The sequence below is a fragment of the Rossellomorea sp. ABR4_012 genome, assembly GCF_056159545.1.
The window spans coordinates 81,978-95,004 of the sequence record NZ_JBSWVK010000005.1; the positions used below are offsets into that span (position 1 = coordinate 81,978).

Annotated in this window: 10 protein-coding genes; 1 reads left to right on the forward strand and 9 read right to left on the reverse strand. The window is 41.2% G+C overall.

The window, feature by feature from the left end:
* Positions 1-19: 19 nt before the first annotated feature.
* The 8 genes from ACXAFV_RS18545 to cyoE all read right to left on the reverse strand — a co-directional run bounded on the left by ACXAFV_RS18545 (position 20) and on the right by cyoE (position 8,120).
* Positions 20-1,174, reverse strand: coding sequence for a GNAT family N-acetyltransferase (locus ACXAFV_RS18545; RefSeq protein WP_475128642.1), 1,155 nt, complete (start codon positions 1,172-1,174; stop codon positions 20-22).
* Positions 1,175-1,278: 104 nt separating this feature from the next.
* Entirely contained in the window at positions 1,279-1,740 is a 462-nt protein-coding gene (locus ACXAFV_RS18550) for a DUF420 domain-containing protein (RefSeq protein WP_475128644.1), read from the reverse strand.
* Between the two features lie 75 nt (positions 1,741-1,815).
* Entirely contained in the window at positions 1,816-2,721 is a 906-nt protein-coding gene (ctaG, locus tag ACXAFV_RS18555; protein WP_475128646.1) for a cytochrome c oxidase assembly factor CtaG, read from the reverse strand.
* Between the two features lie 440 nt (positions 2,722-3,161).
* Entirely contained in the window at positions 3,162-3,494 is a 333-nt protein-coding gene (ctaF, locus tag ACXAFV_RS18560) for a cytochrome c oxidase subunit IVB (RefSeq protein ID WP_475128647.1), read from the reverse strand.
* A 4-nt stretch (positions 3,495-3,498) separates the two neighbouring features.
* Positions 3,499-4,128 (reverse strand): cytochrome (ubi)quinol oxidase subunit III, encoded by a 630-nt coding sequence (locus ACXAFV_RS18565; protein ID WP_475128648.1) that lies wholly within the window; start codon positions 4,126-4,128, stop codon positions 3,499-3,501.
* Complete coding sequence (gene ctaD, locus ACXAFV_RS18570) at positions 4,128-5,996, reverse strand: cytochrome c oxidase subunit I (protein ID WP_475128649.1); 1,869 nt, start codon at positions 5,994-5,996, stop codon at positions 4,128-4,130. The genes ACXAFV_RS18565 and ctaD overlap by 1 nt, the downstream gene beginning before the upstream one ends.
* A gap of 30 nt (positions 5,997-6,026) precedes the next feature.
* Complete coding sequence (gene coxB, locus ACXAFV_RS18575) at positions 6,027-7,103, reverse strand: cytochrome c oxidase subunit II (protein ID WP_475128651.1); 1,077 nt, start codon at positions 7,101-7,103, stop codon at positions 6,027-6,029.
* 102 nt (positions 7,104-7,205) lie between these two features.
* Positions 7,206-8,120: a heme o synthase gene (gene cyoE / locus ACXAFV_RS18580; protein ID WP_475128653.1), complete on the reverse strand. Its 915-nt coding sequence runs from the start codon at positions 8,118-8,120 to the stop codon at positions 7,206-7,208.
* 483 nt (positions 8,121-8,603) lie between these two features.
* Between cyoE and ACXAFV_RS18585 the strand changes: the two genes are divergently transcribed.
* On the forward strand, positions 8,604-9,512 hold the full coding sequence (locus ACXAFV_RS18585; protein ID WP_475128654.1) for a COX15/CtaA family protein: 909 nt from the start codon (positions 8,604-8,606) through the stop codon (positions 9,510-9,512).
* A gap of 48 nt (positions 9,513-9,560) precedes the next feature.
* Here the strand turns inward: ACXAFV_RS18585 and pyc are convergent, their stop codons facing one another.
* On the reverse strand, positions 9,561-13,001 hold the full coding sequence (gene pyc / locus ACXAFV_RS18590; protein ID WP_475128655.1) for a pyruvate carboxylase: 3,441 nt from the start codon (positions 12,999-13,001) through the stop codon (positions 9,561-9,563).
* Positions 13,002-13,027 lie beyond the last annotated feature (26 nt).

Here is a 13,027-nt window from a genome sequence, read left to right on the forward strand (position 1 = left end):
TAGTCCTTTTTGCTATTACTCAGAAAAAATCATAGAACAACGGGCTTGACTTTAGTGTAAGCTTTTCAAGTTTAACGACCTCTTCCCACTTACCTTCAATCCGTCCCATTTCGAAAAGCGCATGAGGTGTATATACACCGAAGATGATCGCAGTTAATGTATTAATGTTCATTTTTACATCTTTTTCAACCGCTTCACTTACCTTTACACCCTCGCTCTCCAATTTAAATGTACGGTTGTTCCAATCCGCGTTAACATCCTTCACGGAAATATGTACGCAGTCCTTAAACTCAATGTTCTTTATAAAATTATTCAGAAATCGTTCCACATCTACTATTCTACTCATAAAGTAAGGATGCCTTTCAATTTTAACCCGGGGGTCACTAAGCAAAAATGGCAGGGGCTCATTCGGATTCAAAACCAGTTCTGCGTCATTGATCATTGAATCATGCTGACAGATGAAGTTCCATAGCCCATATCTCGCATCCGCAGTTAGTGGAATGAATTCTTCTACCTTCAATTTTTCATTGTTAACTTCATAACTCAAATACCCTTTTGGAATCTCATCCTCATCATAATAAATTGCAATCCATAAGTCGGTGATACTTCTTTCTCTCCACCATTCCTTTGTTCGGACAAGCATCCCATTGTGTCTATGAGCATATTGCTCGTACAGGTTATGGAGTACTTCCGGGTATGAATCTTTATTAAATCTCTTAACACGTCCATTTGTCTCTTTCAAGGGACGCAGATCTTTCTTTTTTAAATGAAGCTTATCAAAATAGGCAAATACTTCCCAGCCGAACTTCCTGTAGAATTGAATATCAAAAGGATGAAGCATGGAAAGAGACTGCCCCTTATTCTTCATCTCTTCCAATGAGTAGGTTAGTAAAGATCTGACAAATCCCTTCCTTCTATATTCTGGGTATGTTGCAACTCCTGCTATTCCTCCCATTGAATATTTCCCTTCCCCTAACCAGATTTCCAAGGACAATAGATGAAGCTTCGCTGCTAGTACATCATCATTGAAAATACAATACACATCCTGTTTTTTTAGCTGTTCAAGTCTTTTTTCTCTTTTTACAGCAGGCACTTTATATTGAAATGCGTATTCAGATAACTGCAAAGAATCTTCATAATGGGTTTGTTTCAACTTTGATATTTTAGACTGCATCTTTTTATCTCCCCTTTATCAATTGTTTATTCGACAGGGACATGGAGATTCCTTTTCACAAAAAAAAGTTCGTATAAGAAAATTTCTTATACGAACTCCTAAACTCAATTTCCGAGTATCGCTTTGATGACTGATGTGGTTTCCCCGCCTTCATAAATCACGTACAAAAGCAGGTAAACAGCCACTCCTGTAATGGCAGTGAAAAACCATATCATACTTGTGATGGGACCGAGCTTTCTGTGTCTTGCCAACTTCTCTTTATAACCCGTCCACAAACTCATTAAACCGAATACAGCCCCTATTGTGGCAAGGGTAATATGGAAAATTAAGAATACTGTATAATATATTTTGATATCATCTGGTCCACCGAAAGATGTATTCCCGATGAAGATTGTTCTGCTTGCATAAATGATAAAGAAAATCAGTGCAAAAATGCCAGCCAGGGTCATCGTCCCCTGGTGCTGTTCAATTTTTCTTTGTTTAATTTGCCACCAGCCAATTGCGACAGTAATGGCACTTAATACTATGAAGCTGGTACTGATAGTTGGTAAGATTGGTACACCCATAACTAGTCCTCACTTTTCTGTAATTATTCTATGTACGGCAGGAACGGTGGTAAGCTATCCCTGCACAATATTTCCTCAGTCTGTCGGAGCAGGATCGGAAATCCGTTCGTATGATTGATTTTCCTGCCTCTCCATATCCTTTCGATACCATTGAAAAAAGAGGTTAAATAGCATGACACCGAAAACGATCTCCTGGATGATTTTCATGATGACTCCACCCAGCTGCTGATCATTTACCGTGGACATTGATGTAAATAATTCCGGACCTGTCAACGTCAAACCTTGTAAGGTATCAACCGGAACACATAAAGCCAATGCTTTCATGAACTCTTCGGGATCATAATAGGGTGCATACAGAGGGTTTTCTGCAAAAATAATCAAGCCGCATGCAGGTGTTAACAGCACTGCACTTCCCAATATATATCCAATTCTCTTTAAACCGCTTAAATCAATGTCTTCATCAGCGGGGTTCAATAACGGCCACCACATGAAAACCGATAATAAGAATAGAATGACCGTAGCCAAACCGTGCATCGTTACATCCGTTCTTACATGATCAAATACCAACGGAATATGATAAATGGAAAACACAATGTTAAACGCTAACAATGCAATTAAAGTCTTCGTCATAAATTTAAATAACGGTTGTACAACAGGCAGGTTGATTGCTGCCTTCCATACCCAATTGGGAATTCCCAAAATGATGAGCGGTGTAACCACTAAATAAAGAAGAGCCATCTGAGTCATATGAGCAGAGAATAAAATCGTGCTCATTACTTCAACAGGTGAGCCTTTGATTGCATATAATAGAATCATTGCCAATATAAAATAAGCTGCTTCTTTTAGAGTCAGCGGAGCACTTTCCTTGAAGCTGCTTCTCCACTTTACAGTAACCAAAAAATAAACAACTGTGATAAATACCAATGCCAATATAAAAAACGGGCTCCATAAAGCCATAAACCCAAATATACCTAATGGCATTTCCTCACCTCATTTCACTATTAAACCTATACCACCATTATACTGTCAACCTCCATCCACTTCAATCCAAGGTAATGACAAGTTCTTGAACAATTAGAAAAGCAGAGGCGGCTCGTTCAGCCCCGACAAGCATAAGATGAATGGGCCGGGAAGGCGCACTTTGCTTTCTTGGACCATTTAGCTTATGACCTCGAGGGGCTAGCCGCCGGAGCTGGACATTAGAAAAGCGGAAGGGCTTTGTTCAGAGGCGGGTGGCATAAGACGAACCGGCCTGGAAGGCGTTCTTTGCCTTCTTGGACGGTTTGGATTATGACATGTGCCTCTAAGCCCTGGAGCTGGACACTAGAAAAGCGGAAGGGCTTTGTTCAGAAGCGGGTGGCATATGAACACATCTTTAAAAAAACAAAAAAGCCAGCCAATTAAATTGGCTGACTTTCTTTTTAGATCCAAACGATTGTCATGAATGCTAATACTGTGATAAACGCTACAAGTGCTCCAGAATACAAGAACAATGCAGGAGCTTCATGACCTTTATGACTCATATGCATGAAGTAATATAATTGGAAAATCAATTGTACTACTGCCAGTAACAGGATGAATGGTACTATAAAGTACTTATCAAAATCACCTGCAACAGCGATGAATGCAACTAGTGTTAAGAAAATCATTAACATGAATGAAGTAACTTGCATTCTCATGTCTTCTGCATTTTTCTTACGACGGTATTCGTAATCTACACTTGGGTTACCTGAATTTGATTGTTGATTCGCCATCAGTTTATCCCACCATTCCCATTAAGTATACTACTGTAAAGATAAATACCCATACAACGTCGATAAAGTGCCAGTACAGAGAAGCTAAGTAGAACTTCGGAGCGTTGTAGAGATTTAGACCGCGTTTTGCATTACGGAGCATCAGACTGATAATCCAAAGAAGACCGAATGCCACGTGTCCACCGTGAAAACCAACCAGCGTGTAAAAGGCTGAACCAAATGCACTGCTAGTAAAAGTATGCCCGTATTCATGAACGTAATGATTAAACTCATAAATTTCCAAACCGAGGAATGCTGCACCCAATAATACAGTGATCAGTAACCATGCCTGCATACGCTGGAAATTATAGTTTTTCATGTGATACATTGCATAAACACTTGTTAATGAGCTAGTCAAAAGCAACATGGTAGCCACAAATGCCAACGGAAGATCGAAAATATCCGTCGTCAATGCATGGCTGTCACTTGGCACCTTGTTTTTAAGAGCTAAGTACGTTGCGAAAAGTGAACCGAACAGTACCGTTTCTCCACCAAGGAAGAACCAAAATCCCATAAATTTATTTTTCCCCTCAAGGGTCGCCTTTTCAGGGGTGGCCGGCCAGGTCTTTGGCGTGAATTTTTCTTCAGCGTGCATTATGCCTTACCCCCTTTATCATCATCCATTAAATCTTCTTTGTGAACATGATAACCATGATCATCGATTACAGATCTCAGGAACATTGCTCCCAATGTAATCGCCATACCAATGATTAATACAGGCAATGCCCAAGCTTCTCCATCAGGACGATACATTGCCCCAAAGGCTGCAACGAACAATCCGAAAGAAATGATTACCGGTAAGATTGAGTTATTCGGCATATGGATATCGCCAATCGGTTCAGCTGGTGTAAGATCTTTTTTCCCTTCCATTTTCTCTAACCAGAAAGCGTCCAATCCGCGGATAAGCGGAGTCTGCTTGAAGTTATAGAATGGAGGCGGTGTCGGAAGCGCCCACTCAATTGTGCGGCCGTCTCCCCATGCATCTTTACCTACTTTGACACCTTTAACTTGAGTCATGATCACATTGAAAATAAGGATTATTACAGCTACACCCATAAATCCTGCTCCAATGGAGCTTACTAAGTTTCCAGTCTCGAATCCTTGTCCAGGCAAGAATTTCCAGATACGGCGAGGCATTCCCATAAGACCTAAGAAATGCTGAATGAAGAATGTTAAGTGGAACCCGATAAAGAATAACCAGAAGGAAATTTTACCAAGGAACTCATTTAACTTCGTACCGAACATGATTGGCCAATAATAGTGAGTACCTGCTAGTAGTGCGAATACAACCCCACCTACGATAACATAGTGGAAGTGAGCTACAACGAAATACGTGTCGTGGAATTGGTAGTCGGCTGCAGCGGATGCAAGCATGATACCAGTGACTCCCCCTGCTACGAAGGAAGGAATGAAAGCAACTGCATACAACATCGGAGTTGTAAATTTCAGGCTTCCTCCCCACATTGTGAGAAGCCAGTTAAAGATTTTAATACCTGTTGGAACCGCAATAGCCATAGTCGCTACAGCGAAGATCGCATTTGCGATTGGCCCAAGACCTACCGTGAACATATGGTGAGCCCAAACCATGAATCCCAAGAAACCGATAAGCACGGTAGCGAATACCATGGATGAGTATCCAAATAAGCGTTTTCTTGAGAAGTGTGGAATGATCTCAGAGAAAATACCGAATGCCGGCAGGATAAGGATGTAAACTTCAGGATGTCCGAAGATCCAGAAGAAATGTTCCCAAATGATTGTGTTACCGCCATTTGCTACATCGAAGAAATTAGATCCGAACATACGGTCAAACATCAATAAGAACAGTCCGACAGTCAATGCAGGGAATGCAAATAAGATAAGTGCTGATGTAACAAACGCTGTCCATGTGAACAACGGCATACGCATATAGGTCATTCCCGGAGCACGCATATTAATGATCGTAACAAGGAAGTTGATACCACCAATTAAAGTACCTGCACCTGAAATCTGTAACCCTAAAACGTAAAAGTCAATTCCATGACCTTCTGATGCCAAGGATAATGATGCATAGGACGTCCATCCTGAATCCGGTGCTCCACCCATGAACCATGAAAGATTAAGGAAAACCCCTCCAAAGAAGAATAACCAGAATCCAAGTGAATTCACGAAAGGAAATGCAACATCACGGGCACCGATTTGTAAAGGAACAACAGCATTCATGAATGCAAAAATCAAAGGCATGGCTGCCAAGAATATCATTGTTGTACCGTGCATTGTCAATACTTCATTGTATAAGCCTGCGCTAATAAAGTCACTATTAGGCACCGCAAGCTGTATACGGATAATAAGAGCTTCTAGACCTCCAAGCAGGAAAAAGAATCCTCCTGACATAAGGTAAAGGATGGCGATCTTTTTATGGTCTACTGTGGTTAAGTAATCCCATACAGTCGCACCGAAGCCTTTTTTCTGTGCTAAGCTACTCACGATTTAACCTCCCTTTTAACTAATCCCCTATTAATCTTGAACTTTCAGGCCCATCAGGTATTCTGCAAGAGCATCCATCTCTTCATCAGACAACTCTCCATATGTACCTGTCATTTTGTTTCCTGGCTTATATTGCTCTGGGTCTTCAAGCCAGTTTTTCAGTTCTTCTTCATTGTGTTCCAGAATTCCAGCAATCCGGGTACGCTCTCCAAATGTTGCCAGGTTAGGAGCAAGACGTGCAGACTCTGGACGGCCATCTTCTGGTGATACAGCATGACAGCTTAAGCATTTTTGGTTGAAGATTTCTTGTCCTTGTTGTGCAAGATCAGAAGTTGGTTTAGGTTCTCCTGCATTTTGCATATCTTCTACCCATGCAGCAAATTCATCTTGAGGCAATGCTTTAACTTTAAAGTCCATTAATGCATGAGATGGACCACAAAGCTCTGCACATTTACCGTAGAATACTCCGCCGGCTTCCTCTGATTTTTGTCCATCAAACTCAAGGAAGAATGTGTTGACACCATCTACGTTGGTATCGATCTTTCCTCCTGCGGAAGGAATCCAGAATGAGTGTTTAACATCTGAAGCTGTAACATTGAAGTAAACCTTCTTATCTGTTGGAACCACTAGATCTTGAGAAGTGATGATTTTTTGGTCAGGATATTCGAACTCCCACCAGTAAAGGTTAGCTCGAACATTAACGACCAGCGCTTCACGATTGCCGTCAGCGTCTTTTTTGTCCATTGCTTTTGTATCAGCAAGCTGGAACGTAGCAGTAACTGTAGGTACTGCTAGGATAAGAAGAAGGATAATCGGAATAACCGTCCATAAAATTTCTAGTGTATGGCTTCCTTCTACTTGTTTTGGGATCGTAGTATCTCCTTTTTTTCTACGGAAACGAATAATCGCAACTGTGTAGACGATTACAACTACAATAATAACTAATACCATTATTAATGTAGCCAGAATCATAAGATCGTATTGTGTCTGTGCTACTTCCCCTGCCGGCTGCAGTGTCGAGATGAACGGCTCTCCACAACCAGAAAGTATAAGTGCCATCATGGCTACAATGGAGAATAAGCGCCACTTAGTTAGCCTTGCTTTCATAGCTTAATCAAACCCCTCTTTCGTGTAATGTTCTTTTGAAATAAAACAAGGACTCAAAAAATATCTATTTGGATTTCTTATCAGAAAGAATTCCCACTAATCTTATATAACGGTAACGATAACCATCGCTACAAACAAGATAGTCAAATAATTAAGTGAATATACAAACATCAATCTTGACCACTTGATGTCATCCTTCATTTTATAGCCTGCAAGGCCAAGAGCCAGCCAGCCTATGTTGAAAGCTGTTGCAAGAATGAAGAAAAACATTCCCAGATCCATCAGAAAGAAAGGAAGCGGCAGTAAGGCAGCCACCCAAGCGACGATATGGTGCTTGGTAACAGCGAATCCTTTCACCACAGGCAGCATTGGAATATTGGCTGCTCTGTATTCTTCCACACGTTTCATGGCCAGCGCATAGAAATGAGGCGGCTGCCAGATAAACATCATTAAGAACAGCATCCAAGCGATAATGTCAAGGTTGGCATCAACAGCTGCCCATCCAATTAATGGAGGAACAGCACCTGAAATGCTTCCTACAACCGTGTTGCTTACGTATTTCCTTTTGGACCACATTGTATATAATACAACGTAACTAAAAACTCCGATTATTCCTATAACACCTGCAGTTACGGTAGTCATGAACAGCATGATGATTCCGAATGCAATCATCAGAAGCCCCAATAACGAAGCTTTCGTACCATTTATCTTACCAGTGACCGTAGGACGTTCCTTTGTACGCTCCATCAGGTGATCGATGTCTCGGTCATAAACATTATTGATCACACAAGATCCTGCAATAATAAGAGAGGAACCTACTAAAGTAAGAAACATGATATCAAGAGAATTCAGAAAGTGTGTATTTGTAAAATAAAATGCTAACCACATCCCGGTAAAGGTAGTGATCAGATTAGAATTAACAATTCCGACTTTGATTAATGCTAAGAAATCTTTCCACACAGTGGATGTAGGAATCTTAGCTTCTTCAACATTTGCCATTGATCGACTGTTTGACATTTTACCCCTCCTCACATTAAAACCAAACAGAGGCAGATGATACCCCTTACTACTATAAAGTAAATGTACTACCATTTCTATATCGAATTGAAATTTTTAGCAAAGATAAGAAATAGTAAATACGCCATCAATATTATATTAAACCATATATTTTTTCCTTTTTGTGATAGAAAAAAATAATATTGTGAAGAAATTGTGAAGAAAGGAAACATTAAGGGTGCATGTCCTTTCTTAGGGGTATTTGTTTTATCATATCATACTTTGAAGATAAGCGCTTACACAATTCCAGTAAGTAGATTTAGGATATTTCTACTATGAAATAGTCTTCCCGGCTCCATCTTGAGAAATGCTCAATATTCTGTAACATTTTATATGTTGAGTTTTGGGCTTAATTTCGTTATTATCGTAAAGGCAACAAACTATTTTTCTACTATATTTTTTAATCCAACATTAATTAAGTCTTTATCTAAGAAGGTGAATAGATTGCATAGAGGATTAAAGTGGCTTGCCGTCATTACGACATTAGGCATGCTATTTGTACTATTAGGTGGAGCCTTAGTGACCAAAACGGAATCAGGAATGGGCTGCGGCCGTTCTTGGCCGTTGTGCAACGGACAGCTGATCCCTACAAATATAACGTTTGAGCTTGTCATCGAATTAGCTCACAGAGTTGTTTCCGGTGGTGTGGGACTATTGGTGCTTGCTTTGTCAGTGTGGTCTTGGAAAGCCATAGGGTATAAACGTGAAACGAAATTTCTATCAGTCCTATCTTTCTTTTTCTTGTTGCTGCAGGGATTGATAGGAGCAGCTGCAGTAATCTGGGGTCAATCAGATTTTGTACTTGCTTTGCATTTCGGTATTTCCTTGATATCATTCGCTGCTATATTACTATTGACTCTACTCATTTTTGAGGTGGACCAAAAATTTGAAGCAAGTTCACTCGTTATCAACAAGCGTATGAGATTTCATATGATCGGAGTAACCTTATATAGTTATATCGTCGTGTATACCGGTGCACTTGTCAGACATACAAACTCAAGCCTCGTATGCAAAGACTGGCCGCTTTGTGTGAATTCGAGTCCCTCGCTCCCTTCAAATATGTATGAATGGATTCAGATGGGACATCGTTTTGCAGCCGGACTGATCTTTTTATGGATAGCTTATATCACGTATATCGCCATTAAAGAGCACAAACATCAAAAAGTGATTTATTGGGGGTGGATCATTGCATTCACTCTTGTGTCGTTGCAAGTACTATCCGGAGCTTTGGTCGTTTTAACGCGATTAAACTTAGGAATCGCCTTGCTTCATGCCTTGATCATTTCCTGTCTGTTCGGGTTATTATGTTACTTTATCCTTCTCGCTTCAAGAAGTAAGTTGAAGAATGACTAATAAAAAAGGATGCCGGTTTGAAAACCGGCATCCTTTTTTTATATGTTCTTATGACTTTTGCATTTCAATCAATAAGTCCCCAGGGCTGATTGCATCCCCGCTCGTCACGTAAATGTCTTTTACCGTTCCTGAGAATGGTGCTTGAACGGTGGTTTCCATCTTCATGGCTTCTGTGATCATCAAGTGATCTCCCTTTTCCACCATCTCCCCTTTATCGACAATTACTTTAATGACTGTACCCGGCATAGAGGCACCGATATGCGTTTCGTCTTTTGGATCTATTTTTCTTTTCGAAGCAACCGTAGATTTGATATTTTCATCTTTGATCACAATCTCACGAGGCTGGCCATTTAATTCAAAATAAACGATCCTTGTACCGTCTGCCTGCGCCTGGCCGATCGATACCAATTTAACAATCAATGTTTTTCCAGTTTCAATTTCAACTTCAATCTCTTCTCCAAGTCTCATACCGAATAGGAATGTCGGAGTGTCCAATACGGAAATATCGCCAAACTGCTCAAGGGTTTGAGCGTAGTCAGAAAACACTTTTGGATATAAAGCATATCCTAGGGCATCAAAACTCGTGACAGGGCGATTAAGCTGTTCATACAGCTTTTCTTTCAGTTTCGTAAAGTCCACATCATCCAATAGTTCACCTGGTCGGACAGTTAAAGGATTTCTCCCTTTCAAAATGACTTTTTGGAGCTCTTCCGGGAATCCGCCATGCGGCTGTCCCAGATAACCCTCAAATAGTTCCACTACAGAATCAGGGAAGTCTATCTTTTCACCTTTTTCAATGACATCTTGTTCTGACAGATCATTCTGTACCATAAAGAGTGCCATATCCCCTACCACTTTAGAGGAAGGAGTAACCTTGACGATATCTCCAAAAAGATGATTGACTCTTGCATACATTTCTTTCACTTCTTCCCATCGATCTCCCAGACCGACAGCTTTTGCCTGCTGCTGAAGATTACTGTACTGACCTCCAGGCATTTCGTGCTTGTAAACTTCAGGATGAGGCGACATCATTCCGCTTTCGAAATCAGTATAGTATTTTCTTACATCTTCCCAATAGTGAGACAGTGATTCAAGAGAATCAATATTTACTTTGGGCTCTCTTTCGGTCCCCTTCAGCGCATAATACAATGTGTTTGCACTAGGCTGGGAAGTCAGCCCTGACATCGTGCTGAGGGCAGTATCTACAATATCGACACCTGCATCAATCGCCCTTGCATAAGTGTAGATTCCATTTCCACTTGTATCATGTGTATGAAGATGGATAGGAAGATTCACAGAATCTTTCAATTCAGAGATAAGCCTGTAGGCAGACTGCGGCTTCAATAGTCCGGCCATGTCTTTAATTGCTAGTATATGTGCACCGCTTGCTTCAAGCTCTTTTGCGAGATTCTTGTAGTACTCAATATCGTATTTAGTACGTGTTGGATCTTCGATATCACCTGTATAACAAATGGCTGCTTCTGCGACCTTTCCGCTCTGTCTAACGGCATCAATCGCTACTTCCATCCCTTTGACCCAGTTAAGGCTGTCGAATATCCTGAATACATCTATTCCGGCAAATGCAGATTTCTCTACAAATTCCCTGATGACATTATCCGGGTAATTCTTGTATCCTACCGCATTTGAAGCCCTTAACAGCATTTGGAATAACACATTAGGAATTCTCTCCCTTAACGTCAACAAACGGTTCCAAGGGTCTTCCTTCAAGAAGCGGTAAGCAACATCAAATGTAGCCCCTCCCCACATCTCAAGGGAAAACATATCTGGAAGAAGCTTCGATGTCGGCTCTGCAATCTGCTTCAAATCATTTGTTCTGACACGGGTCGCAAGCAATGACTGATGAGCATCGCGGAATGTTGTATCTGTCAACAGAACAGATTTTTGATCGTTCACCCAGTTCACCAAACCGTCGGCACCATGTTGATCCAGGATTTGTTTAGTCCCCGGCCTTACTGGTTCGGTCAAATCGATCACGGGTGTCCTTGGTTTGGAAAATACCGGTTTCTTCTTCTTTTCAACTCCAGGGAAACCATTTACCGTCACATTACCGATGTACGAAAGCATTTTAGTACCTCGGTCTTTTCGCTTAGGGAAAATGAATAATTCTGGGGTCGTATCGATAAACGAAGTATCATATTCCCCGGTAATGAATTTTTCATGTTTGACGACATTCTCTAAGAAGGGGATATTGGTCTTGATCCCGCGAATTCTAAATTCTTGAAGATTTCTGACCATTTTCGATGCGGCTTGTTCAAATGTCATGGCCCACGTCGAAAGCTTAACAAGTAAGGAGTCATAATACGGTGTAACAACCGCTCCCTGATATCCATTACCAGCGTCAAGACGTACGCCGAATCCTCCCCCGGAACGGTATGCCATGATCTTTCCTGTATCAGGCATGAAGTTGTTGAGCGGGTCCTCTGTCGTTACCCTTGATTGAATCGCAAATCCGTTCAACGTAACATCCTCCTGCAGGGGTATTCCTACTTTACTGCTGTGCAGGGCATGTCCTTCAGCGATAAGCAGCTGAGATTGTACGATATCCACACCTGTCACCATCTCGGTGATCGTATGTTCAACTTGTACACGGGGATTGACTTCAATGAAAAAGAATTCGTTGTTTGCCACTAAAAATTCAACGGTTCCAGCATTCACATATTTCACATTATCCATCAGGCGTACCGCAGCTTCACAAATATCCTCTCTCAGTTTATCGGGGAGGGATACTGATGGAGCGATTTCGACTACCTTCTGGTGGCGCCTTTGGATAGAGCAATCACGTTCATAAAGATGCACGATATTACCCTCGGCATCTCCAAGGATCTGCACCTCAATATGTTTAGGGTTTTCCACAAATTTTTCTACATAAATCTCGTCGTTCCCAAAAGCCGCCTTAGCTTCTGACTTTGCTCGTTCGTATGCTTCCTTAAGACTTTCAAGGTTTCTGACGATCCGCATTCCACGGCCTCCGCCGCCAAGGGAAGCTTTGATGATGATTGGGAATCCGGCTTCCTTCCCAAAGCTGATTACTTCCTCCAGGGAGGTTACAGGTCCGTCACTCCCTGGAATGACAGGGATATTCGCAAGCTGGGCCTGCTTACGTGCTTTAACTTTATCACCAAACATATCTAAATGAGTTGAATGAGGACCAACGAAGGTGATCCCCTCTTCTTCGCACCTTCTGGCGAAATGGATATTTTCAGACAGGAATCCATATCCAGGATGGATTGCATCAACACCGGATTTCTTCGCTATTTTGATAATTCCTTCAATATCCAGGTAAGCATCTATAGGTTTCTTGTCCTCACCGACTAAATATGCTTCATCTGCTTTATATCGATGATAAGAACCAGAATCTTCTTTACTGTATATAGCAACAGTTCTGATATTCAGTTCCGTACATGCACGGAATACGCGGATGGCAATCTCTCCGCGGTTTGCGACTAATACCTTTTGAATTTTCTTCAATACAATCTCTCCTTTAAGTTAGTTCA

What these genes read in the sequence shown, in the direction of transcription:
- ACXAFV_RS18545 (WP_475128642.1), bottom strand. Translation starts at nt 1,174, where the DNA reads ATGCAGTCTAAAATATCAAAGTTGAAACAAACCCATTATGAAGATTCT.
- ACXAFV_RS18550 (WP_475128644.1), bottom strand. Translation starts at nt 1,740, where the DNA reads ATGGGTGTACCAATCTTACCAACTATCAGTACCAGCTTCATAGTATTA.
- ctaG (WP_475128646.1), bottom strand. Translation starts at nt 2,721, where the DNA reads ATGCCATTAGGTATATTTGGGTTTATGGCTTTATGGAGCCCGTTTTTT.
- ctaF (WP_475128647.1), bottom strand. Translation starts at nt 3,494, where the DNA reads ATGGCGAATCAACAATCAAATTCAGGTAACCCAAGTGTAGATTACGAA.
- ACXAFV_RS18565 (WP_475128648.1), bottom strand. Translation starts at nt 4,128, where the DNA reads ATGCACGCTGAAGAAAAATTCACGCCAAAGACCTGGCCGGCCACCCCT.
- coxB (WP_475128651.1), bottom strand. Translation starts at nt 7,103, where the DNA reads ATGAAAGCAAGGCTAACTAAGTGGCGCTTATTCTCCATTGTAGCCATG.
- cyoE (WP_475128653.1), bottom strand. Translation starts at nt 8,120, where the DNA reads ATGTCAAACAGTCGATCAATGGCAAATGTTGAAGAAGCTAAGATTCCT.